This window comes from Micromonospora sp. NPDC004551, assembly GCF_040609975.1.
Classification (GTDB): domain Bacteria; phylum Actinomycetota; class Actinomycetes; order Mycobacteriales; family Micromonosporaceae; genus Micromonospora.
On record NZ_JBEXLM010000008.1, the window covers coordinates 1 to 22,840 of the forward strand.

22 protein-coding genes and 1 riboswitch are annotated in these 22,840 nt (G+C 74.3%); of the genes, 15 read left to right on the forward strand and 7 right to left on the reverse strand.

Going from position 1 to position 22,840, the window contains the following annotated elements; translation table 11 throughout:
• The first annotated feature begins 145 nt into the window (after positions 1 to 145).
• Together ABZW14_RS12055 and ABZW14_RS12060 are read left to right on the forward strand one after the other, a co-directional pair.
• Positions 146 to 1,264 (forward strand): sugar ABC transporter permease, encoded by a 1,119-nt coding sequence (locus ABZW14_RS12055; protein ID WP_355343943.1) that lies wholly within the window; start codon positions 146 to 148, stop codon positions 1,262 to 1,264.
• A 1-nt stretch (position 1,265) separates the two neighbouring features.
• Positions 1,266 to 2,153, forward strand: a complete 888-nt coding sequence (locus ABZW14_RS12060) for a carbohydrate ABC transporter permease (protein WP_355343946.1) — start codon at positions 1,266 to 1,268, stop codon at positions 2,151 to 2,153.
• A gap of 46 nt (positions 2,154 to 2,199) precedes the next feature.
• Here ABZW14_RS12060 and ABZW14_RS12065 read toward each other — a convergent pair whose 3' ends face one another.
• Together ABZW14_RS12065 and ABZW14_RS12070 are read right to left on the reverse strand one after the other, a co-directional pair.
• Entirely contained in the window at positions 2,200 to 2,580 is a 381-nt protein-coding gene (locus ABZW14_RS12065) for a VOC family protein (RefSeq protein WP_355343949.1), read from the reverse strand.
• Positions 2,581 to 2,677: 97 nt separating this feature from the next.
• On the reverse strand, positions 2,678 to 3,256 hold the full coding sequence (locus ABZW14_RS12070; protein ID WP_355343952.1) for a GNAT family N-acetyltransferase: 579 nt from the start codon (positions 3,254 to 3,256) through the stop codon (positions 2,678 to 2,680).
• Positions 3,257 to 3,291: 35 nt separating this feature from the next.
• Here ABZW14_RS12070 and ABZW14_RS12075 point away from each other — a divergent pair, with 35 nt between their 5' ends.
• Complete coding sequence (locus tag ABZW14_RS12075) at positions 3,292 to 4,602, forward strand: glycosyltransferase family 87 protein (protein ID WP_355343955.1); 1,311 nt, start codon at positions 3,292 to 3,294, stop codon at positions 4,600 to 4,602.
• Here ABZW14_RS12075 and ABZW14_RS12080 read toward each other — a convergent pair.
• Positions 4,501 to 5,052 carry a GNAT family N-acetyltransferase gene (locus tag ABZW14_RS12080; RefSeq protein WP_355343958.1) on the reverse strand — a complete coding sequence of 184 codons (552 nt, stop codon included), beginning with the start codon at positions 5,050 to 5,052 and terminating at the stop codon, positions 4,501 to 4,503. The two genes, ABZW14_RS12075 and ABZW14_RS12080, sit on opposite strands and share 102 nt — an antisense overlap.
• 131 nt (positions 5,053 to 5,183) lie before the next feature.
• Between ABZW14_RS12080 and ABZW14_RS12085 the strand changes: the two genes are divergently transcribed.
• The 6 genes from ABZW14_RS12085 (at position 5,184) to ABZW14_RS12110 (ending at position 12,592) form a co-directional block, all read left to right on the forward strand.
• Positions 5,184 to 6,413, forward strand: a complete 1,230-nt coding sequence (locus ABZW14_RS12085) for a crosslink repair DNA glycosylase YcaQ family protein (RefSeq protein WP_355343961.1) — start codon at positions 5,184 to 5,186, stop codon at positions 6,411 to 6,413.
• Positions 6,414 to 6,612: 199 nt separating this feature from the next.
• Positions 6,613 to 7,155: a DUF2752 domain-containing protein gene (locus ABZW14_RS12090; protein ID WP_355344500.1), complete on the forward strand. Its 543-nt coding sequence runs from the start codon at positions 6,613 to 6,615 to the stop codon at positions 7,153 to 7,155.
• A 221-nt stretch (positions 7,156 to 7,376) separates the two neighbouring features.
• Positions 7,377 to 8,114 (forward strand): FAD-dependent thymidylate synthase, encoded by a 738-nt coding sequence (thyX, locus tag ABZW14_RS12095; RefSeq protein WP_355344503.1) that lies wholly within the window; start codon positions 7,377 to 7,379, stop codon positions 8,112 to 8,114.
• A 52-nt stretch (positions 8,115 to 8,166) separates the two neighbouring features.
• The gene (gene dapA, locus ABZW14_RS12100) at positions 8,167 to 9,093 is read left to right on the forward strand and encodes a 4-hydroxy-tetrahydrodipicolinate synthase (protein WP_355343964.1); all 927 of its coding nucleotides are present in this window, start codon (positions 8,167 to 8,169) and stop codon (positions 9,091 to 9,093) included.
• A gap of 51 nt (positions 9,094 to 9,144) precedes the next feature.
• Positions 9,145 to 10,833 (forward strand): ribonuclease J, encoded by a 1,689-nt coding sequence (locus tag ABZW14_RS12105; protein WP_091268479.1) that lies wholly within the window; start codon positions 9,145 to 9,147, stop codon positions 10,831 to 10,833.
• 175 nt (positions 10,834 to 11,008) lie between these two features.
• A complete protein-coding gene (locus ABZW14_RS12110; RefSeq protein ID WP_355343968.1) occupies positions 11,009 to 12,592 on the forward strand; it encodes a S1 family peptidase in 1,584 nt (527 codons plus the stop codon).
• A gap of 87 nt (positions 12,593 to 12,679) precedes the next feature.
• Here the strand turns inward: ABZW14_RS12110 and ABZW14_RS12115 are convergent, their stop codons facing one another.
• Positions 12,680 to 14,257 (reverse strand): YbjN domain-containing protein, encoded by a 1,578-nt coding sequence (locus ABZW14_RS12115; protein ID WP_355343971.1) that lies wholly within the window; start codon positions 14,255 to 14,257, stop codon positions 12,680 to 12,682.
• Entirely contained in the window at positions 14,254 to 14,733 is a 480-nt protein-coding gene (locus ABZW14_RS12120; RefSeq protein ID WP_355343974.1) for a YbjN domain-containing protein, read from the reverse strand. Before ABZW14_RS12120 ends, ABZW14_RS12115 begins: the two co-directional genes overlap by 4 nt.
• 113 nt (positions 14,734 to 14,846) lie before the next feature.
• Here ABZW14_RS12120 and ABZW14_RS12125 point away from each other — a divergent pair, with 113 nt between their 5' ends.
• On the forward strand, positions 14,847 to 17,291 hold the full coding sequence (locus ABZW14_RS12125; RefSeq protein ID WP_355343977.1) for a DNA translocase FtsK: 2,445 nt from the start codon (positions 14,847 to 14,849) through the stop codon (positions 17,289 to 17,291).
• A 58-nt stretch (positions 17,292 to 17,349) separates the two neighbouring features.
• Here the strand turns inward: ABZW14_RS12125 and ABZW14_RS12130 are convergent, their stop codons facing one another.
• Both ABZW14_RS12130 and ABZW14_RS12135 read right to left on the reverse strand, forming a co-directional pair.
• Complete coding sequence (locus tag ABZW14_RS12130; protein WP_355343980.1) at positions 17,350 to 17,595, reverse strand: hypothetical protein; 246 nt, start codon at positions 17,593 to 17,595, stop codon at positions 17,350 to 17,352.
• Positions 17,596 to 17,688: 93 nt separating this feature from the next.
• On the reverse strand, positions 17,689 to 18,003 hold the full coding sequence (locus ABZW14_RS12135) for an SMR family transporter (RefSeq protein WP_355343983.1): 315 nt from the start codon (positions 18,001 to 18,003) through the stop codon (positions 17,689 to 17,691).
• Positions 18,004 to 18,055: 52 nt separating this feature from the next.
• Positions 18,056 to 18,122, reverse strand: a riboswitch (guanidine-III (ykkC-III) riboswitch).
• A gap of 93 nt (positions 18,123 to 18,215) precedes the next feature.
• On the opposite strand from ABZW14_RS12135, the gene ABZW14_RS12140 reads away from it, so the two are divergent.
• The 5 genes from ABZW14_RS12140 (at position 18,216) to ABZW14_RS12160 (ending at position 22,713) form a co-directional block, all read left to right on the forward strand.
• Positions 18,216 to 19,139 carry an ornithine cyclodeaminase family protein gene (locus ABZW14_RS12140; protein ID WP_355343986.1) on the forward strand — a complete coding sequence of 308 codons (924 nt, stop codon included), beginning with the start codon at positions 18,216 to 18,218 and terminating at the stop codon, positions 19,137 to 19,139.
• 76 nt (positions 19,140 to 19,215) lie between these two features.
• Positions 19,216 to 20,715 (forward strand): 30S ribosomal protein S12 methylthiotransferase RimO, encoded by a 1,500-nt coding sequence (gene rimO / locus ABZW14_RS12145; RefSeq protein ID WP_355343989.1) that lies wholly within the window; start codon positions 19,216 to 19,218, stop codon positions 20,713 to 20,715.
• A 47-nt stretch (positions 20,716 to 20,762) separates the two neighbouring features.
• Positions 20,763 to 21,347, forward strand: a complete 585-nt coding sequence (gene pgsA / locus ABZW14_RS12150; protein ID WP_355343992.1) for a CDP-diacylglycerol--glycerol-3-phosphate 3-phosphatidyltransferase — start codon at positions 20,763 to 20,765, stop codon at positions 21,345 to 21,347.
• Between the two features lie 92 nt (positions 21,348 to 21,439).
• Complete coding sequence (locus tag ABZW14_RS12155; RefSeq protein WP_355343995.1) at positions 21,440 to 22,012, forward strand: CinA family protein; 573 nt, start codon at positions 21,440 to 21,442, stop codon at positions 22,010 to 22,012.
• A 263-nt stretch (positions 22,013 to 22,275) separates the two neighbouring features.
• The gene (locus tag ABZW14_RS12160) at positions 22,276 to 22,713 is read left to right on the forward strand and encodes a helix-turn-helix transcriptional regulator (RefSeq protein ID WP_355343998.1); all 438 of its coding nucleotides are present in this window, start codon (positions 22,276 to 22,278) and stop codon (positions 22,711 to 22,713) included.
• Positions 22,714 to 22,840 lie beyond the last annotated feature (127 nt).

The following is a 22,840-nucleotide window of genomic DNA, read 5'->3' on the forward strand; positions in this document are numbered from 1 at the left end:
TGCGTCGCCCGGGCGGCCCCCCCACGTCGCCCGGGCCAAACTCCCACAACCCCCCCCCGGGGGCGGGGGGGGGGGGGGGGGCGGGGGGGGCCCCCCCGCGGCGCCCCTCCGCGCCGGCTCCCATGGACAAGGAGGGAGGGACGAGATGGCAACCGAAGCGTTGCGCGCACCGGCCACCGCGCCGGCGCCACCGCGCCGCCGTCGCGGCGGCGGCATCCGCGGCAACGAGAACATCGCCGGCTGGCTCTTCGTCGCGCCGGTGATCGTGATCCTCGGGCTCTTCCTGCTGCTGCCGATCCTCATGGCGCTGTGGGTGAGCCTCACCGACTGGAACGGCCAGGGCAGCCCGTTCACGGGCGACGTGCCGTTCGTGGGCGGCCACAACTACAGCCGGCTGTTCACCGAGGACGGGCTCGCCCGCCGCGACTTCATGACCAGCATCCGCAACAACATGTACTACGTGGGCATCGTGGTGCCGGTGCAGACGGTGCTCGCCCTCGGCCTGGCCCTCGTGGTCAACAACCGGCTGCTCAAGGGGAAGGGCTTCTTCCGCAGCGCCTTCTACTTCCCCTCGGTCACCAGCTCCGTGGCGATCAGCGTGGTGTTCCTGTTCCTGTTCGCCAACTCCGGCGCGGTCAACAAGCTGCTCGGGCTCCTCGGCATCGACGGGCCGGAGTGGTTCGCCGACTCCCGCGGCGTGCTGCACCTGCTGCTCGGCGCCGTCGGCGTGGACAACCCGCCCGGCGCGCTCACCTCCGGCGGCCCGCTCGGGCTGACCTGGTGGGACTGGCTCTCCGGGCCGAGCGTGGCCATGGTCTCGATCATCTGCCTGGTCATCTGGACCACCTCGGGCACCTTCATGCTCATGTTCCTGGCCGCGCTGCAGAACGTCCCGGTGGCGCTCGACGAGGCGAGCACGCTCGACGGGGCGACCCGCTGGCAGCGCTTCCGCCACGTCACCCTGCCGCTGATCAAGCCGACCACCTTCCTGGTGCTCACCCTCGGCCTGATCGGCTCGTGGCAGGTCTTCGACCAGGTGTACGTCATGAGCCAGGGCGACCCGGCCAAGACCACACTCACCCCGGCGTACCTGTCGTACCGGACCGCCTTCCGGGACTTCGACTACGGCTCCGGAGCGGCCATCTCGTTCGTGCTGTTCCTGATCATCATCCTGCTCACCCTGCTCCAGCGCCGGGTGATGGCCGACCGGGACGAGCCCCGGCGGGCCCGGTGGTGGCGGCGACGCGTACCGGAGAGGTCCTGACATGGCCGTGCTCACCGACCGGCCGGCGGCGCCCGTCGCGCGCCGCGCCGACCGCGGGCCGCGCGCCCGGGTCAACCGCATCCTGGGGTACGCGGTCCTGATCGCCTTCGGGCTGATCTTCCTCTACCCGTTCGTCATCCAGCTCGGCAACTCGTTCAAGACCGAGCCGGACGCGGCGGCGAACCCGCTGTCGCCGCTGCCCGACTCGCTGACCCTGGCCGGCTTCGAGCGGATCTTCGCGGGCACCAACTTCCCGCTCTGGCTCGGCAACTCGCTGCTGGTCACCGTGCTGGTCACCCTGGGCCGGGTCTTCTTCGACTCGCTCGCCGGCTACGCGCTGGCACGGCTGCGCTTCCGGGGCCGGGCCGGGCTGTTCGCCGCGGTCATCGCGGTGATGGCGGTGCCCGGCGTCGTGCTGCTCATCCCGAAGTTCCTGGTGCTCAAGCAGCTCGGCCTCTACGACAGCTACGCGGGCCTGGTGGTGCCGCTGCTCGCCGACGCGGCCGGCGTCTTCATCATGAAGCAGTTCTTCGAGTCGGTGCCGGTCAGCGTCGAGGAGGCGGCCCGGATCGACGGCGCGGGCGTGTTCCGCACCTTCTGGTCGGTGGTGCTGCCGATGGCCCGGCCCGCTCTGATCACGCTGACCATCCTGTCGTTCCAGGGCTCCTGGAACGAGTTCCCGCACAGCCTGGTCTCGGTGCAGAATCCGGACCTGTTCACCCTGCCCCGAGGGCTCGCCGACCTGGTCAGCGGCTCGCTCGGCAAGGGCACACAGTATCCGCTCAAGCTGGGTGCCGCGCTGCTCGCCACCATCCCGGTGGCGGTGCTCTTCGTGATCTTCCAGCGCTACTTCGTCCGCGGCGCCAACGAGGGCGCCGACAAGGGCTGACCGGCGGCCGGCGGTCCCGCCCCGTGCCGGGACCGCCGGCCCCGGCTCAGCTCTCCTGAAGCACCGAGAACACGTTTCCGGCCGGGTCGGTGAACCAGGCGATCGACGGGCCGTTGCCCCGCATGACCCCCTTGTCGTCCTGCGGCATCCCCTCGTAGCGCTCGAACCGCACCCCGCGCGCGACCAGCTCGTCCACCGCCCGGTCGACGTCCGGGACCGGGAAGTTGAGCACCGTGTAGGTCGCCGGCCGGTGGTCGGGCTTCGGGTAGACCAGCACCGGCCGGGCCCCGGCCAGGTGCAGGGTCAGCAGGCCGCCCATCGCGTCGTCCCGGGACACCCGCAACCCCAGGACGTCGCGGTAGAACCGCTCCGCGCGATCCGGGTCGTCCACCGAGAACCCGCTGAACGCCTTCGTGGCTTCGAACATCACCCCTCCTCGATCCGCCGGTGCGTTGCCTCCGTCGTGCCTACCAGGGGTGGGCGGCGCGCGGGCGCACCTTCACCGGCGGGTCACCGGCGGGTTGTCAGGAGGCGGCCGGTTCGGTGGGGACGCCGACGTGCAGGCGGACCTGGGGGACCAGCATGTCGTCCACGTCCAGCGCCCGGCCCGCGCCGTCCGGCTCCCAGCCGGTCGAGGTGAGGAACTTCCGGGTCGCCGCGTCCGCGTCGAACGCCCAGGCCACCGCGCGGGTGAAGCCGTCTTCCCGCCAGTGGTCCACCATGGCGGCGAGCAGCCGGCTGCCGTGGCCGCGCCGGCCCCAGCGCGGCTCGACCAGCAGGTCGGTCACCGCCGCCACACCCTCGGCCAGCGCGTCCGCCGGCTCGCCCGGCGCCAGCGCCTCGGCGTCGGCCGGACCGGAGGCGGCGAACCCCACCAGATACGATTGCTCGGCCTGTTCGACGGCGACCAGCACGCGGTGCGCGCCCGAGGGCGGCTCCTGCACCGCGGCGCTCCACCGCCGGGCGAGGTACGCCTCGTCCAGGTTGTCGAGCACGTGCCGGGGCAGGATCCGGCGGTACGCGGCCCGCCAGGTGGCGAGCTGGAGGCGTGCGATCTCGCCGGCGTCGGACGGACGCGCGGGACGGACGTACCCGAGAGCCATGGCACGTGAGCCTACGCAGGGCGAGGAGGGCGACGGTGGCGCAGGGTGCCTGGCGGACGATCACGCAGGTCGTCGCCGTGCTGGCGCTCGCCGTGGCGGTGACCGCCTTCCTGTCGGTGGCCGCCGTGCGGCACGGCTTCTTCGACCTCAAGGTCTACTACGGCGCGCTGACCTTCTGGGTGCACGACGGCGGGGAGATCTACGACTTCCTCAAGGGCGGCACCCAGTACGGCTTCACCTACCCGCCGTTCGCCGCCCTGGTCATGCTGCCCATGGCGTACCTGCCGTGGCCGGCGGCGATCACGGTGAGCGTCGCCGCCACCGTGGTGGTCAGCGCCGTGGTGATCTGGTGGCTGCTCGACCCGGTGGCCCGCCGCGCCGGCTGGACCCGCTGGTTCGCCCTCGCGGTGGCGCTCTGCCTGGCCGCCGCCTACGAGCCGATGCGCGAGACGGTCAACTTCGGCCAGGTCAACATGCTGCTGCTGTTCCTCGTGGCGGTGGACCTGCTCCGGCTGCTGCCGGCGCGCAGCCGGTGGGCCGGGGTGGGCATCGGGCTGGCCACCGCGATCAAGCTGACACCGGGCATCTTCATCGTCTACCTGCTGGTCACCGGCCGGTGGCGGGCCGCGTTCACCGCGATCGGCACGACGGCCGCGGCGACCCTGGTGGCCGCCGCGCTCTTCCCGGACGCCTCGCGGGAGTTCTGGACCGAGGCGCTGTGGAACACCGACCGGGTGGGCGAGCTGGCCTTCGTCTCCAACCAGTCGCTGCGCGGGGTGGTGGCCCGGCTCGACCCGGAACATCCGAGCACCGTCGCCTGGCTGGTGCTGGTCCTCGCCACCCTCGTGATCTGGGGCTGGCGTTCCCGGGCCGCGGTGGCCGCCGGCGACGAGGCCACCGGGCTGGCGCTGACCGGTGCCGTCATGTGCCTGGTCAGCCCGGTGACCTGGGTGCACCACCTGGTCTGGCTGCTGCCGGGGCTGATCCTGCTCATCGACAACGGCATGGCGGCGCCCGCCCGCAGCCGCCGGCGCCTCCTGCTGCTGGCCGCCGCGCTCGTCGGGTACGCCTTCCTCACCAGCCGGATCGTCTGGGCCTGGGAGAAGGACTTCACCGGCGTCGACGGATTCCTGGGCAGCAACACCTACGTCTGGATCAGCCTCGCGCTGCTGCTCGCCCTGCCGATCCGCCGCTGGGCCGCGCCGGCCGGCGAGGGCCCCGCCGGGCGCGGTGTGCCGGCCGGGTCAGCCGTCGAGCCGGGCGGTGTAGCGCAGCTCGCGGAGCCGGACCGGGTCCCGCCCGCCGTGCAGCGGCACCGCGTAGGTCGACTCCTCCCCGTCCGGTGACAACCCGGCCCGCTCGTAGAAGCGGCGGGCCCGGACGTTGTCGGCGAGCACCCACAGCCGGTACTCCGGGTAGCCCCGCTCGGTGAGGCCGGCCCGGGCCGCCGCGAGCAGCGCCTGACCGGTTCCGCTGCCCCACCGCGCCGGCTCCAGGTAGACCGCCAGGATCTCGCCGTACGCCGGGTCGAGATCGCCGCGGTCCTGGTTGTTCCGGTACGGCCCGAAGGTCGTGAACCCCTCGATCGTGCCGTCGGTCTCTGCGACCAGCGTGGTGAACGGGTGCTCCGGGTCGGCCGTGCCGAGATCCCGGCGGCGCTGGGCCCAGGCGACCGGGTTCAGCCGGTCGAGCACCTCGGCCGGCATGATCCCGGCGTACCCCGACTGCCAGCCACGGATGTGCACCCGGGCGATCGCCTCGGCGTCGTCCGGTTCCTCCCGGCGGATGGTGGCCACCCGTCCGTTCTATGCCGCGCCGGGGCGTCGGTCCAGCCGCCGCACCCTGCGACAATTCCAGTTCGGCGCGTCCAGCGCCGCGCCGCGACCTGGAATCGTCGTGTCGTACGGGTGGATTAGGGTCCCGGACGATGGCCGTACCGGAATCCCTCTCCCTCGCCCAGGCCCGCCGGATCGCCCTGGCCGCCCAGGGCTTCACCGACCCGGCGCCCACCGGCGTGCCCACCCGCCGGCACCTGCGCCGGGTGCTCGACCGCGTCGGGCTCATCCAGATGGACTCGGTGAACGTCCTGCAACGCGCGCACTACCTGCCGCTCTACAGCCGGCTCGGGCCCTACCCGACCACGCTGCTCGACACGGCGGCCTACCGGCGCCCCCGCGAGCTGTTCGAATACTGGGCGCACGAGGCGTCGCTGGTCCCGGTGGGGCTGCACGCGGCGCTGCGCTGGAGGATGGCCAAGGCGCACGACGAGGCCTGGGGCGGGATGCGCCGGATCGCCGAGGAGCAGCCCGAGCTGGTCGCCTGGGTGCGTGACGAGGTGGCCGCCGGGGGCCCGCTCACGGCCGCCGAGATCGAGCACGACGCGCCCCGGGAGACCGGCAACTGGGGATGGAACTGGTCCACGGTCAAGCGCGCCCTGGAGTTCCTGTTCTGGTCCGGCGAGGTGACCGCCGCCGACCGCACCACCTCGTTCGCCCGCCGCTACGACCTGCCCGAGCGGGTGCTGCCGGCCGCCGTGCTGGACGCGCCCACCCCGAGCCCCGCCGACGCCCACCGCACGCTGGTGGCCATCGCCGCCCGGTCGCTGGGGGTGGCCGCCGAGCCGGAGCTGCGCGACTACTTCCGGCTGCCGGTGGCCGGCGCCCGGCAGGCGATCGCCGAGCTGGTCGAGACCGGCGAGCTGACCCCGGTCACCGTGGCGGGCTGGCGGCAGCCGGCCTACCTGCACGCACAGGCCCGGCTGCCCCGCTGGGTGCGCGGCAACACGCTGGTCAGCCCGTTCGACCCGCTGGTCTGGGAACGGGGCCGCACCGAGCGGCTCTTCGACTTCACCTACCGGATCGAGATCTACGTGCCCGCGCCGCAGCGGGTCTACGGCTACTACGTGCTGCCCTTCCTCCAGGGGGAGCGGTTCACCGCGCGGGTCGACCTCAAGGCCGACCGGAAGGCCGGGGTGCTGCTGGTGCCGGCCGCATGGGTCGAGCCGGGCGCGGACCCGGGGGAGACCGCGGTGGCGCTCGCCGCCGAGCTCTACCGGCTCGCCGGTTGGCTCGGCCTCGACGCGGTCGCCCCGCCCGCCGGTGGAGACCTGGCGGCTCCGCTGGCCGCCGCCCTGGTGGGCGTGGCGGGTGTACGGTGAGCGCGTGACGAGCGTTGACCGGCCGGCCGCCGCGCCCGACCCGCATCCGGTCCCGCCCACCGGTCCCACCGGACCGGCCCCGGCCGGACCGCCCGCCACCGTCACCGGACCGCCTCCGGAGCACGCCGTGCACGTCCACCACGGGCCGCACGCGGAGCACGCCGTGCACGTCCACCACGGGCCGCACGCGGAGCACGCCGTGCACGTCCACCACGGGCCGCACGCGGAGCACGCCGCCGGGGCGCACGGCGGGCCGGGGGCCTGGCCTGCCGGGGCGGCCTACCCGGCGGTCGAGCCGGACCGGTTCACCCGCCTCGTGCTGCGGTTGCACGCCCGCGCCCCGCGCTGGGCGGTGCCCCTCGCGGCGCTCGGTTGCGTCGGCCTGGGCATGGCCTACGCCCTGCTCAGCGACCCCACGCACAGCGACCCGGACGCGCGGCCGACCTGCCTGCTCAAGCTCACCACCGGGCTGGACTGCCCGGGCTGCGGCGGCACCCGTGCCCTCTGGTACGTGCTGCACGCCGACCTGCCCGCCGCCGCCCGGCACCACTTCCTCTTCGTGTTCTCGCTGCCCTTTCTGGCCTGGCTCTTCGTGAGCTGGGCGGGGAACCGGGCGTTCGGCTGGCGGCTGCCCGAGCTGCGGATCAGCCCCAAGGTGATCGGCGGCTTCCTGGCCCTGTGGCTCGCCTTCTCGGTGGTGCGCAACCTGCCCTGGGCCCCGTTCACCTCGCTCTACGTCTGACCGGACCGACGCGGCCCGCTCGCCGCGGTGATCGACGATCTGACGGAGGCCGACCGGCGGCTCGATCCGGCCGGACCGCGACCGCCGTCGAGATCTTGGACACTTGCTGCTCGGAGCGGACGGGAAGTGTCCAGGATTCGCAGCTGGTGCCCCGCTTCACCTCCGCGCGCCCAAGTTTCGCCGGAGGCCCACGGGCCACTACAGTCGCAGGAATGCCGGAGATGGTGCAGCCCCAGGTCAAGTTGATCGCGTGGACCCAGTTCCAGGCCCCGGACGACGTGCCGTGGTCGACCGACGCGGAGGGCGGTCAGGCGCTCGCCGAGTTCGCCGGGCGGGCCTGCTACCAGAGCTGGAAGAAGCCGAACCCGGCCACCGCGACCAACGCCGGCTACCTGGCGCACATCCTGGACGTGGGGCACCTGTCCGTGCTGGAGCACGGCTCGGTGAGCTTCTACTTCAGCGGGGTGTCCCGGTCCTTCACCCACGAGCTGATCCGGCACCGGCACTTCTCCTACTCGCAGCTCTCCCAGCGCTACGTCCCCGAGCGGGACGCGGCCATGGTCGAGCCCGCGGTGATCGCCGAGGACCCGGAGCTCCACAAGAAGTTCGTGGAGGCGAGCGAGGCGGCGGTGCGGGCGTACAACGAGCTGCTGGAGGGCCTGGAGGCCCGGTTCACCGACGAGCCCAACCCGACGCTGCGCCGCAAGCAGGCCCGGCAGGCCGCCCGGGCGGTGCTGCCCAACGCCACCGAGACCCGGATCGTGGTGACCGGCAACTACCGGGCCTGGCGGCACTTCATCAAGATGCGCGCCACCGAGCACGCCGACGTGGAGATCCGTGAGCTGGCCGTGGAGTGCCTGCGGCAGCTCCAGGGCGTCGCGCCCAACGTCTTCGCCGACTTCGTGATCTCCACGCTGCCCGACGGCACCGAGGTGGCGGCGTCCCCGCACGCCGAGTGAGTCGTCGCCCTTCACCGCCGGGGGTCCGGTGGTCGTCCGCTAGGTTGTGAACATGACGCACGACCTCCCTGCCGCCGCGAACCGGGGTCCGTCGCGCCCGTTCGGGCGACTGATCACGGCCATGGTGACCCCGTTCACGGCCGACGGGTCGCTCGACCTCGACGGCGCCGCACGGCTCGCCACCCACCTCGTCGACGAGCAGGGCAACGACGCGCTGGTGCTCAACGGCACCACCGGCGAGTCGCCGACCACCACCGACGCGGAGAAGGAGGCCCTGATCCGCGCCGTCGCGGAGGCGGTCGGTGACCGGGCCCGGATCGTCGCCGGGGTGGGCACCAACGACACCCGGCACACGGTCGAGCTGGCCGCGCAGGCGGAGAAGGCCGGCGCGCACGGTCTGCTGGTGGTGACGCCGTACTACAACAAGCCGCCGCAGGCGGGGCTGCTGCGTCACTTCACCGCGGTCGCCGACGCCAGCGGCCTGCCGATCATGGTGTACGACATCCCGCACCGCACCGGCACCGCGATCGCCACCGACACCCTGGTCAAGCTGGCCGAGCACGGCCGGATCGTGGCGGTCAAGGACGCCAAGGGCGATCTGACCGCCACCTCCTGGGTGCTGGCGCGCAGCGACCTGGCCTTCTACAGCGGCGAGGACGCCCTGACCCTGCCCGCCCTGGCGGTCGGCTCGGTCGGCGTGGTCGGCACCTCCACGCACTTCACCGGCATGCAGACCAAGCAGATGATCGAGGCGTACGAGGCGGGCGACACGGCCGCCGCGCTCGCCCTGCACCGGCGGCTGCTGCCGCTGTTCACCGGAATCTTCCGGACCCAGGGCGTGATCCTGGTCAAGGCGGGCCTGGCGGCCAAGGGCCTGCCGGCCGGCCCGGTGCGCCTGCCGCTGGTGGACGCCACCGGCGACGAACTGGCCCAGCTGCGCGCCGACTGCGCCGCGGCGGGCCTGCCCCTACCCGAATGATCGAACGACACGACGGACGCCGCGCGACGGCGTCGCAGAATGAGGTGACGCGTGACCGAGGCGCACATCGAGGGTGAGCTGCCCCCGCCGCTGCCGGAGGGCGGCCTGCGGATCATCCCGCTCGGCGGACTCGGCGCCATCGGCCGGAACATGACGGTCTTCGAGTACGACGGCAAGCTGCTGATCGTCGACTGCGGGGTGCTCTTCCCCGACGTCGAGCAGCCGGGCGTGGATCTCATCCTGCCCGACTTCGGCCCGATCCTGGACCGGCTCGGCGACGTGCAGGCGATCGTGCTCACCCACGGCCACGAGGACCACATCGGCGCGGTGCCGTACCTGCTCGCCCACAAGCCGGACATCCCGCTGGTCGGCTCGCAGTTCACCCTGGCGCTGGTCGAGGCGAAGCTGGCCGAGCGGCGGATCCAGCCGTACACGCTGACGGTCGCCGAGGGGCGGCGCGAGCGGCTCGGCCCGTTCGAGTGCGAGTTCTTCGCGGTGAACCACTCGATCCCCGACGCGCTCGCGGTGGCGATCCGCACCGGTGCCGGCCTGGTGCTGCACACCGGCGACTTCAAGATGGACCAGCTCCCGCTCGACGGCCGCATCACCGACCTGGCCGGCTTCGCCCGGCTCGGCGCGGAGGGCGTGGATCTGCTGCTCTCCGACTCCACCAACGCGGAGATCCCCGGCTTCGTCACCCCGGAGCGGGAGATCGGGCCGGTGCTCGACTCGATCTTCGCGAAGGCGCGCGGCCGGATCATCGTCGCCTCGTTCGCCTCTCACGTGCACCGGGTGCAGCAGGTCTTCGACTCGGCGATCGAGCACGGCCGCAAGGTGGCGCTCATCGGCCGGTCGATGGTGCGCAACATGGGCATCGCCCGCGACCTCGGCCTGCTCAACATCCCGCCGGGCCTGGTGGTCGGGCTGGAGGAGGCCACCACGCTGCCGCCCGAGCAGATCGTGCTGATGTCCACGGGCTCGCAGGGCGAGCCGATGAGCGCGCTGGGCCGGATGGCCAGCGGCGACCACCGGCACATCACCATCGCCCCCGGCGACACCGTGGTGCTCGCCTCCTCGCTGGTGCCGGGCAACGAGACCTCGGTCTACCGGGTGATCAACCGGCTGGCCCGCGCGGGCGCCACCGTGATCCACAAGGACGTGGCCAAGGTGCACGTCTCCGGTCACGCCCCCGCCGGCGAGCTGCTCTACCTGCTCAACGTCACCCGGCCGAGCAACCTCATGCCGGTGCACGGCGAGTGGCGGCACCTGCGGGCCCACGCCCGGCTCGGCATCGAGTCCGGCGTCGCGCCGGACCGGGTGGTGCTCTGCGAGGACGGCGACGTGGTCGACCTGGTCGACGGCCGCGCCAGCCTGGTCGGCCACGTGAAGAGCCGCTACGTCTACGTCGACGGCCTCGCGGTCGGCGACGTCAGCGAGTCGCTGCTCACCGAGCGCCGGATCCTGGGCGACGGCGGTTTCATCGCCACCACCGTCGTGATCGACTCGGTCACCGGCAAGGTGGTCGGCGGGCCGACCGTCTCGGCGAAGGGCTTCTCGGAGGACCCGGAGGCGTTCAACCCGGTGGTCCCGCTGGTCACCGAGGCGCTGAACCGGGCCGCCGCGGACGGCATCACCGACCCGCACCAGCTCCAGCAGATCGTCCGGCGCACCGTCGGGCGCTGGGTGAACGACGCGTACCGCCGTCGCCCGATGATCGTCCCCACGGTCGTCGAGGTCTGACCTCGGCAAGCACGGCACGCCGGTCCACCGCCCGCGGTGGGCCGGCCTCGTCGCTCTCCGGGTACGCCCCGACGCGCTCCGCCGATGGCGGCCGCCCGCGTTCAACCGATCGGCGCCCGTCTCCGTACTCCGCTCCGGCAGGCGTACCCCGCGCCGGCCGGGAGGAGCGTGGCGGATGGACCGCAGACGGATGACAGCCATCGCCGTACTGGTGGCGGCGGCGGGCACGGCGGCGGCGGTGACCCTGCCGTCGTTCGCCGGCGAGAACCCGACGACCCGGCGGACCGAGCCCGCGGCGGCCGACGGCGTCGCGCCCGAGGTGCTGGACGCGCTGAGCCGCGACCTCTCGCTCACCCGGGACCAGGCGGCGCGACGGCTGAAGGCCGAGCGGTGGGCGTCCGGCACGGTCGCGAAACTCCGCGGTGAACTGGGCGCCCACTACGGCGGCAGCTGGCTCGGCGCCGACGGGACGACCCTGAACGTCGCGGTGGCCGATCCCGCGCAGGCGGCCCGGGTGACCGCCGCGGGCGCGGTGCCGAAGCGGGTCGACCGCGGGGTCGCCGAACTGGACGCCGTGAAGTCCCGCCTCGACGCGGCCGGCGACGAGGCCACCCCGGACGTCGCGGGCTGGTACGTCGACGTGGCCACCAACTCGGTCGTGGTGGTCGCCCAGCCCGGCGCGGAGGCGGCCGGTCGCCGGTTCGCCGAGGCCGGCGGCGTGCCCGCCGACGCGGTCCGGGTGCGGACCGCCGACGAGGCGCCCCGCCCGCTGTTCGACGTGCGCGGCGGCGACGCGTACTTCATCAACAACGCCGGCCGCTGCTCGGTCGGCTTCTCGGTGGTCGGCGGCTTCGTCACGGCCGGGCACTGCGGCCGGCCGGGGGACCGGACGGCGGGCGCGAACCGGGTCGCCCAGGGCACCTTCGCCGCCTCCTCGTTCCCCGGCGACGACTGGGCCGTGGTCGAGGTCAACGGGCAGTGGACGCCGCAGGGCGTGGTGAACGACTTCAACGGCGGCACGGTGCCGGTGAACGGCTCCACCGAGGCCCCGGTCGGCGCCTCGGTGTGCCGCTCCGGCTCGACCACCGGCACCCGCTGCGGGGTCATCCAGGCGAGGAACGCCACGGTGAACTATCCGGAGGGGACGGTCACCGGGCTGACCCGGACGAACGTCTGCGCCGAGCCGGGCGACTCGGGCGGCGCCTGGCTCTCCGGTGACCAGGCGCAGGGCGTCACCTCCGGCGGCTCCGGCGACTGCACGAGGGGCGGGGTGACCTTCTTCCAGCCGGTCAACGAGATCCTCCAACGCAACAACCTGACCCTGGTCACCGCGAACGGCCGGCCCTCCGCGCCGCCGGCCGGGGGCGGGGCCACCGCGCCGCCGGCCGGGGGCGGGGCCACCGCGCCGCCGGCGAGCACCGCGCCGGCCACCCCGCCGGCCGGCGACGCGACGGACTGCACCGGTCAGGAGAGCCGGACCGGCCGGATCGCCGCCGGGCGGGCGCAGGTCCAGCCGGACGGCCGCTTCTTCCGGGTGCCCGGCGGCGCCCAGGAGGCGTGCGTGTCCGCGCCGGAGGGCACCCGGGTGGCGCTGGAGCTGCAACGTTTCACCGGCACCGCGTTCCGCACCGTGGCCCGCGCCGACAGCGCCGACGGGCCGGCCCGGCTGACCGCCGACACCCCGGCCGGCGCCTATCGCTACCGCGTGGTCGGGCTGGCCGGCGCCGGCGAATACACCCTGGCGTTCTCCGCCCGCTGAGCCACCGCCGGGTCCACTTCCGGCGGCACCGGACCGCGGCCCCCGTCCACCACCGCCCGGTGGCCGGGGGCCGCGCCGTGTCCGGGCTCACGGCAGTGCCGCGACCGCCTCGGCGTACGCGGCTCCGGTGCTGACCGCCGACGTGACCAGCACGACGAGCTGCGCCAGGGCCACCCCGTACGCCAGGTCGGTGGTGACGTCGGCGGCCAGCAGCAGCGTCCCGTCGCCCGGGTCGTGCACGTACGCGGCCGGCAGCAGCCGGTCGTGGTTCCAGGCGTTGCAGAAGGCGTACGCCTCGGCGCGGCGGGCGGCCGGCAGCAGGCGTGGCGCCACGGCCCGGGCGTGCAGCACCTCGCCCTGGGGCCCGAGCCGGCGGAACTGGATCACCGCCTGGCCCCAGCGCCCCACCACGGTGCCGTCGGGCTCCACCGTGTACGCGTCGCCGCGCGCGTCGAGGGCGGCGGTGAGCATCCGCAGGCTCAGCGGGGCGGGCTCCTCCTCGCCGGGCGGCCCGGGCTCGGCCGCGTGGTCGTCGGGGATTTCGTCCTCGCCGGGCAGCGGCACCGGCTCGGCGAGCGGCCGCTCGGCCAGCCAGGAGGCGATCCGGCCGGACTGGTGGCCGGTGCCGTTGCGGGCGTCGAAGCTGCCGGCCAGCGTGGTGGCGAGGGACTGGAGCTGCCCGGCCAGGGTCGCCACGTCCACGTCGGCGGCCGGCCGGGGACCGTGCCCGGGGCGGTGGATCCGCCGCCCGCCCAGACCGCCCTCGACGGCCAGCCCGCAGAGCAGCGCGCCCGCCGCGGCGAACTCCATGGCGGTCAGGTCGTCGGCCGGGTGGTCCAGCCGGGGCAGCTGCTCGGCCAGCACGTCCAGCCCGTACGCCAGGTGCCCGCCCAGCGCGCAGAAGCGCAGGTGCGTGGCGAGCTGCGGGAAGGCGGCCCGCTCGCGGCGGTGCCGCCGGTACGCCCGCACGTGCGCCCGGGCGGCACGCTCCGCCTCCCCGGTGCGCAGCCAGGGCAGCAGCCCTGCGGCGAGGGCCCGCTCCGGCTGGTCGGTGCAGCCCGGCTCGCCGTCGAGCGCCGGGCCCAGCGCGGCCAGCGCGGCCACCGGCTCACCCCAGCCGGCCAGCAGCTCCGCCCGCCGGGCCGGGGCGCAGCCGGCACAACCGGCCACCGGGTGGGACACGTCGGCGGCGGACCAGCGGTCGTACTCGCGGCGGGCCGTCGGCTCGTCACCGAGGTGGTCGGCCAGCCGGCAGCGCAGCTCGGCCACCGGCCCGGCGTCCGGCCCCAGCCGGTCGGCGAGATCGTCCAGCAGGGATCGGGCCTGGTCCAGGGCCACCCGCGGGGTGCCGAAGAGCGCCTCGACGGCCTGCCGCTGGTGCCGGCGCAGCCGCTCGGCCTCGCCGGGGTGGCCGTCGAGCAACCCCGGCCGGCGGTCCACCGTGGCCACACAGCGGCGCACCGGCTCCACGAGCCGCCACCGCTCGCCCAGGTGCAGGTACGCCTCGACCAGCGCGAACCGTGCCGCCAGCCCGGTGCGGGGGTCGCCGATGGCGTCCGCCCGGGCGGCGATCCGTTCCAGCTCGGCGCAGCGGGCCTCACCGTCGGGCAGGTCCCGGGCGTCGGCGAGCGCGTCGGCCAGCCCCCGGTCCCGGAAGGTGGTCATCGCAGCGTCCCGCCGGGCAGGTCCGCCACGGCGGCGGCGAGCTGGCAGCCGGTGGTCACGCCGCAGTCGACGAGCTGGTCGAGCTGGTGCGGGGTGACGCCGCGTTCCAGGTCGGTGGTCACCTCACCGCAGACCTGGGCCAGCCCGTCGTCGGCGACGTGCACGAACGCCTTGGGCCAGAGCCGGTCGTGGTTCCAGGCGTTGCAGAAGGCGTGCAGGTCCTGCACGTGCTCGATGCCGAACCGGTGCGCCGCGACGGTGCGTACCTGGAGCAGTTCCCCGGCACTGCCGCGGCGGAAGAACCAGATCAGACTGTCGCCCCAGCGGCCCACCAGGTCGCCGTCGGCGTCCTCGGCCACCGCGTACCCCCGGTTGAGCAGAACGGCGGCGATCAGCTCGCGGGTCAGCGGTCGCAGCGTCTGCGGGTGTCCGGCCAGGGGGCCGTCCGGACCGTCCTCGATCTCCGGCGACGCCATGAGGGCATCCCTTCTGAGGCGAATAACACAAACGGCGGCGGATCCGTGCCGCGACGCGCGGACACGACCCGGAAAAGCGGCGATCTGCCGGGTCCCGCCGTTACGGTGACTCTATGGCGGGCCGTACCTCTCAGGCGAGCCGGCGGCGCGGCGCGTCGCCGCGCGGAACCACGAACAGTCGCGCCCGCCAGCCGGCCAAGAAGGCCACCCGGGCGACCGCCCGGCGGCGTCCGGCGCCCGGGCCGAGCCCCGCGGCGTTCGTGGGCCGGGCGGTGGGTGCCCTGTGGATGGGGCTCGCGCACAGCGTGGGCTGGGCGTTCCGGGCCGCCGGCCGGCAGGCCGCCACCACCCGCCAGCTGGACCCGGAGCACCGCCGCGACGGCGCCGGGCTGCTCCTGTTCGGCCTGGCCATCCTCAGCGCGGTGGGCATCTGGTCCGGTGGCGCGGGGCCGGTGGGCCGGCACCTCGCGGACACCGCCCGCCTCTTCGTCGGTGCGATCGCCATCGTGCTGCCGGTGCTGCTCATGGTGGGCGCCTGGCGGCTGATGCGCACCCCGGCCGACCCCGAGCACCGGGGGCGCGGCCTGGTCGGCTGGGGCTCCATGCTGCTCGCCACGGCGGCCATGCTCCACATCGGGCAGGATCCGGTCGACGAGGTCCAGCGCGACTACGCGGGCGGCCTGCTGGGCGCCGGCGTGGGCGACCTGCTCAAGTCGGCGGTCACCGCCTGGGTGGCCATGCCGCTGCTGCTCCTGCTGCTGATCTTCGGGTTGCTGGTGATCACGGCGACCCCGATCAACAAGATCCCGGAGCGGCTCGGCCTGCGCGCCGGCCCGGTCCCGCCGCCCGAGGCGGAGGAGGCCGAGACCGAGGCGGCGCCGAAGCCGGCCCGCAAGCGGGCGGCCAAGCGCCTCCCGCCGCCGCTGGACCCGCTGGACCCGGACGACGACCTCGACGGCGTCGACCTCCAGGACACCCTCGTGCTGCCGCGCAAGAAGGTGCCGGCCAGCCGCAAGCCGGTCGAGCCGCCGGAGCACTCGCCGCTGCCCACCCGCGCCGAGCAGCTCGCGCTCACCGGGCTGGCCGGCGACTACACCCTGCCGCCGGCCAACATGCTGGGCAGCGGCGCCGCGCCGAAGACCCGGAGCAAGGCCAACGACGAGGTGATCGCCGCGCTGACCGGCGTCTTCGAGCAGTTCGACGTGGACGCCGCGGTCACCGGCTTCACCCGCGGCCCGACGGTCACCCGCTACGAGGTCGAGCTGGGGCCGGGCGTCAAGGTCGAGCGGATCACCCAGCTCTCCCGCAACATCGCGTACGCCGTCAAGTCGCCGGACGTGCGGATCCTCAGCCCCATCCCGGGCAAGAGCGCGGTCGGTGTGGAGATCCCGAACACCGACCCGGAGAACGTGGCGCTCGGCGACGTGCTGCGGTCGCGGGCGGCCACCAGCGACCACCACCCGATGGTGGTGGCGCTCGGGAAGGACATCGAGGGCGGCTACGTGGTGGCCAACCTGGCCAAGATGCCGCACATCCTCATCGCGGGCGCCACCGGCGCGGGCAAGTCGTCCTGCCTCAACTCCCTGCTGGTGTCCGTGCTCACCCGGGCCACGCCGGACGAGGTGCGGCTGCTGCTCATCGACCCGAAGCGGGTCGAGATGACCGGCTACGAGGGCATCCCGCACCTGGTCACCCCCATCGTGACCAACCCGAAGAAGGCGGCCGACTCGCTGGAGTGGGTCGTCCGCGAGATGGACATGCGCTACGACGACCTCGCCGCCAACGGGGTCCGGCACATCGACGACTTCAACCGCAAGGTGCGCAACGGCGAGATCAAGGCGCCGCCGGGCAGCGAGCGGGAGATGCGGCCCTACCCGTACCTGCTGGTGATCGTGGACGAGCTGGCCGACCTCATGATGGTCGCGCCGCGTGACGTGGAGGACTCCATCGTCCGGATCACCCAGCTCGCCCGGGCCGCCGGCATCCACCTGGTGCTGGCCACCCAGCGCCCCTCGGTCGACGTGGTCACCGGCCTGATCAAGGCGAACGTGCCGTCCCGGCTCGCCTTCGCCACGTCCTCGCTCGCCGACTCCCGGGTCATCCTCGACCAGCCCGGCGCGGAGAAGCTGCTGGGCCGCGGCGACGGGCTGTTCCTGCCGATGGGGGCCTCGAAGCCGCTGCGCATCCAGGGCGCCTGGGTGACCGAGCGCGAGATCCACGACGTGGTGAAGTTCTGCAAGGACCAGCGCGAGCCGGACTTCCGCTCGGACGTGCTGACCGTCGCGCAGGACAGCAAGAAGAAGATCGACGAGGACATCGGCGACGACCTGGACCTGCTGGTGCAGGCGGTGGAGCTGGTGGTGACCTCGCAGTTCGGCTCGACCTCGATGCTCCAGCGCAAGCTGCGGGTCGGCTTCGCCAAGGCGGGCCGGCTCATGGACCTCATGGAGACGCGCGGCGTGGTCGGCCCGTCCGAGGGGTCCAAGGCCCGCGACGTGCTGGTCAAGCCGGACGAGCTGGAGGAGGTCCTGGCCGGCCTGCGCGGCGGCGAGGACTGACCACCCCGACACACGTCGAGGGCCCGCCGGTTCGCCGGCGGGCCCTCGCGCGTAGGGCTCAGGAGTTGTAGATCGCGTAGCTGATGATCATGCCGATGACGGCGCCGACCACGCTGGCGGCGGCCGCGTACCAGCCGAGCGGCTTGTCGCCGAGCACCGCGCCGACGATGCCGAGCACCAGGCCGACCAGGCCGAACAGCGGCGGCAGGAAGAAGATCGCGATGACCGCGAAGACGAACGCGAGAATCGTGCAGACGCGTGCCGCGCTGCTGCGCGGGCGGGCGGTGGCGTGGATGTCGGCCATGATGTCCTCCGTTAGTGGTCTCCTCGGGTGGGGCGAGGGACAACTACCCGGATCGGCCCGCCGTCCAAACCGGACGACGGGCCGGTCGGGGGGTCAGTGGAAGAGTTTGAGGCCGACCACGCCGGCCACCACCAGCAGCAGGCTGGCGATCCGGGGCAGGTTGGCCGGCTCGCCCAGCGCCAGCATGCCGACCAGGGCCGTGCCGACCGCGCCGATGCCGACCCACACCGCGTAGCCGGTGCCGACCGGGATGTCGCGCAGGGCGTACGCCAGGCCGGCCATGCTGGCCACCAGCGAGACGACGAAGACCAGCGAGGGGAGTGGACGGGTGAATCCGGCGCTGCGATCGAGGGCGATCGCCCACGCGGTCTCCAGCAGTCCGGAGAGCACCAGCACGAGCCAGGCCATAGGGCACCTCTGACGGGACGGGCCCGGCCACCGGGGCCGGGACGGGCGGTCACACGGGGCGTCTTGGCCTGACCGGGTACGCCCACCACTCGTCCGGGGCGGCACGGGCCGCCGGATCCGACGCTAGCACCGCCGGGGCCGGCGGTCCGCCGCGGTGACGAACCCCACCATCGCTGGAGTTCACGCGAACTTCAGGTTGCACGATGGTCGGCATGACCGTGCTCTTCTCCGACGAGGACGTCGCAGCCGCCGTGGACGCCCCGCTCACCGTCGCCGCCATGCGGGACGCGCTGCTGGCCGCGTACGAGGGACGGCTGATCGCCCCGCCCCGGGCGTCCGCCCCGCTCGGCGGAGGCCGGATGGTGCTCACGGCCGGGCACCTCACCGGCGAGTGGTACGGCTTCCGCTCGTACGACACGTTCGGGCACCCGGAGAGCGGGCAGCTCGTCGTGCTGCACGACGCGGCCACCGGGGCGGTACGCGCCATCGCGGTCGGCGAGGAACTGGGCTCGCGGCGCACCGGAGGGCTCGGCGGGGTGGCGGTCGACGCCCTGGCCCGCCCCGACGCGGCCACCCTCGGCGTGGTCGGCTCCGGCCGCCAGGCGTGGACCCAGGTCTGGGCCGCCGCCGCGGTCCGTCCGCTGCGCGAGGTGACCGTGCACAGCCGCTCGGCGGCCCGCCGCGAGACGTTCGCCGCCCGGGTCCGGTCCGAGCTGGGCGTGCCGGCCCGCGCGGTCGGCTCGGCCGCCGCGGCGGTGCGCGACCGGGACCTCGTGGTGCTCGCCACCACCAGCACCAGCCCGGTGCTGGCCGCCGCCGACCTCGCCCCCGGCACCCACGTCAACACGGTCGGCTTCAAGCAGGTCGACCGGCACGAGTTCGGGCCCGACCTGCTGGACGCCGCCGACCTGCTGGTCACCGACTCGCCCGCGCAGGCGGCCGCGTACGCCCCGCCGATGCTCGCCGCCGTCGACCCGTACGCGGACCGGCTGCGCGACCTGGGCGCGGTGCTGGCCGGGGCGGTCCCCGGCCGGACCGGCGCGGACCAGATCTCGGTCTTCTGCTCCACCGGCCTGGCCGGCACGGAGGTATTCCTGCTCGACCGGCTGGCCCGGGTCGGCGCGGCGGCCCGCTGACCCGCGGCCCGGTGTGAGCCGACCGATGCCGGCGGCCCGCCGCCGTGGGGTTCCCGCCGCGGCCCGGTACCCTCGGATGGTGTCTGCCACCTCCCCTTCCTCCCACGACGGCCGTCGCGTCGCCCTGCTGACCCTGGGCTGCGCCCGAAACGAGGTCGACTCGGAGGAGTTGGCCGCCCGGCTGCACGCCGACGGCTGGCAGGTGACCACCGACGGCGAGGGCGCCGACGTGGTGGTGGTCAACACCTGCGGTTTCGTGGAGAAGGCCAAGCAGGACTCGATCCAGACGCTGCTGGCCGCCGCCGACACCGGCGCCAAGGTGGTCGCGGCCGGCTGCATGGCCGAGCGCTACGGCCGCGAGCTGGCCGACAGCCTCCCCGAGGCGCAGGCGGTGCTCAGCTTCGACGACTACCCGGACATCGCGGCCCGGCTGGACGCGGTGGTGGCCGGCGAGGCGCTGGACGCGCACACCCCGCGCGACCGGCGCGAGCTGCTGCCGCTCACCCCGGTCAAGCGCCGCGAGGCGGCGGTGTCGCTGCCTGGCCACGGCACCCCGACACGGGTCGCCACCGAGGCCGACGAGCACACCCCGGCGCACCTGCGGCAGGTGCTGCGGCACCGGCTCGACACCGGCCCGGTGGCCTCGCTCAAGCTGGCCAGCGGGTGCGACCGGCGCTGCGCGTTCTGCGCCATCCCGGCGTTCCGCGGTGCGTTCGTCTCGCGCACCCCCGACGAGCTGCTGGCCGAGGCGGAGTGGCTGGCCAAGACCGGCGTCCGCGAGCTGGTGCTGGTCAGCGAGAACTCCACCTCGTACGGCAAGGACCTGGGCGACCCGCGCGCGCTGGAGAAGCTGCTCCCGCAGCTCGCCGCGATCGACGGCATCGTGCGGGTACGGGCCAGCTACCTCCAGCCCGCCGAGACCCGGCCCGGCCTGGTCGAGGTGATCGCCACGACGCCGGGTGTGGCCGCGTACTTCGACCTGTCGTTCCAGCACTCCAGCGAGCCGGTGCTGCGCCGGATGCGCCGGTTCGGCTCCACCGACCGGTTCCTGGAGCTGCTCGCCTCCGCCCGGGACCTGGCCCCGGCGGCGGGCGCGCGGAGCAACTTCATCGTCGGCTTCCCCGGCGAGACCCGGCAGGACGTGGCCGAGCTGACCCGCTTCCTGACCGAGGCGCGCCTCGACGCGATCGGCGTGTTCGACTACAGCGACGAGGACGGCACCGAGGCCGCCGGGCTGCCCGGCAAGGTCTCCGCCGCGACGATCAAGCGGCGCTACGACAAGCTCGCCGCGCTCGCCGACGAGCTCTGCTCGCAGCGGGCCGAGGAGCGGCTCGGCTCGACGGTGGAGGTGCTGGTCGACTCCGTCGCCGACGGCGTGGTCGAGGGGCGGGCCGCCCACCAGGCGCCCGAGGTCGACGGCTCGACCACCCTGGTGGCCCCCCAGGGCGGCGGGGTGGACCTGGCCGCGCTGCGCCCCGGCGACCTGGTCCGGGCCACGGTCACCGCGACCGAGGGAGTCGACCTGGTCGCCGTACCGGATGAGATGATCTCGGCGGCGCCCGGCGCGGCACGGTGACGGCGGGCCCGGACGGAACGGGGAAGCCACGTGGGGCGGTGCCGAACATGACCGGAGCGGAGTCGACGGTGGCGGCCCCGGTGCCGCTGCTCAACGCGGCGAACGTCCTCACCGCGGTGCGGCTCGTGCTGGTCCCGGTCTTCGCGGCCACCGTGGTCGCCTCCGCGATGAGCCACGCCGGCTGGCGGATGGCGGCCTGCGTGATCTTCGTGGTCGCCTCGGCCACCGACCTGGTGGACGGCTGGATCGCCCGCCGGTTCGGGCTGGTCACCTCGCTCGGCAAGGTGGCCGACCCGATCGCCGACAAGGCGCTCACCGGCGCGGCCCTCGTGCTGCTCTCCTGGTACGACCGGCTGCCCTGGTGGGTGACCGTGGTGATCCTCGCCCGCGAGCTGGGCATCACCGCCCTGCGGTTCTGGGTGATCCGCCACGGCGTCATCGCGGCCAGCCGGGGCGGCAAGGTCAAGACGGCGCTCCAGATCCTCGCGATCACCTGGTACCTCTGGCCGATGCCCGAGGCGCTGGCCCCGGTCGGCCCCTGGATCATGGGTGCGGCCGTGGTGGTCACCGTGGTCACCGGCTTCGACTACATCGCCCAGGCCCTGCGCCTGCGCCGCCCCGCCGCCCGCTGACCCGTACGGCGGGTCGCCGGCGATACCCTCATGATCGGCGAATCCGTGCCCAGGACGAGTAGGTCGCGGAGGGGCGGGAAGAGAGGGCCGGCATGGACACGGATGCGAAGCACGAGCGGACCGCCGGCAGCCCGGCGGCCTCGGTGGTGCACAGCCTGCACGAGCGCAAGGAGACCCTGGCCACCGTCGAGTCGCTGACCGGTGGGCTGCTCTCCGCCGCGATCGTGGAGATCGCCGGGGTGAGCGGGATCTTCCGGGGCGGCCTGGTGGTCTACGCGACCGAGCTGAAGTCGGAGCTGGCCGGCGTACCGGAGGATCTGCTGACCGAGCGCGGACCGGTCGATCCCGACGTGGCCACCGCCCTCGCCGAGGGCGGGCGGCGGCGCTGCGGCGCCGACTGGGGGCTGGCCACCACGGGCGTGGCCGGGCCGGAGCCGCAGGACGGCAAGCCGGTCGGCCTGGTCTACGTCGCCGCGGCCGGGCCGCGCGGCACCGAGGTACGCGAGCTGCGCCTCGACGGTGGCCGGGACCACATCCGCTCGGCCGCGGTGATCGAGGCGCTGCGTCTGCTCGCCGAGCAGATCCACGCCGCCGTCCAGGCCGACGAGGCGCGGGCCACCGGCGAGGCGGACGACACCGACCGCGCGGCGGCCGGCCAGCGGTGAGCCGGTCGGCGGCGGTGGGCCGACCGGGCGGCGGTGGTCCGGCCGGCGACACTCCCGAGCGCGGGCGGGCCGGCCGGGGCGGCCGACCGGCCCGTGCGGCCGGTTCCGCAGTATTGGAGAGGCGGGGTGGGATGTCGTCCGGGCGGTCAACGGGTACGGTTGCGGGAAGGCTCCGGCGGACGACGCCGGCGCGGGGGCGGTCCGCCGCGCCCGGCGCGGCTCGCCCGGCCGGAGATGGTGGTTCCCGTTCAGGGGGAGGTGCGATGGTTCTGCTACGCCGGGTGATCGGTGACGCACTGCGGGCGCGCCGGCAGGGGCAGCACCGCACCCTCCGCGAGGTCTCCTCCGCCGCCAACGTGAGCCTCGGTTACCTCTCCGAGATCGAGCGCGGCCAGAAGGAACCCTCCAGCGAGCTGCTGGCCGCGATCTGCGACGCGCTCGGCGCGCGCCTCTCCGAGCTGCTCCGCGAGGTCAGCGACACGGTCGCGCTGGCCGAGCAGATGCCCGGGGTGCTCGTCCCGGTGACCGACGAGCCGGTCGAGCCGACGCCGGCCGTGCGCAAGGCGACCAACCGGGGCGTCCGCCAGGTCACCTCCGACGGCTCGGTGGCCGTCCAGGTCCGCCAGGACTCGCCGCTCAAGGCGACGCTGCGCACCACCCGGGTCCGCCCCGCGGACCGGGACGTCGTCTGCGCCGCCTGATTCCGCCCGTCGCGCCGTGGTCGCCGGTGGCGACCGGGTCGTAGTGTTGATCAGGGTCGTACGGGTGCCGCATTGGCGTCGGACTGGGACCATGGAGGCACACCGCGCGGCCCGCGGGTCGACCCCG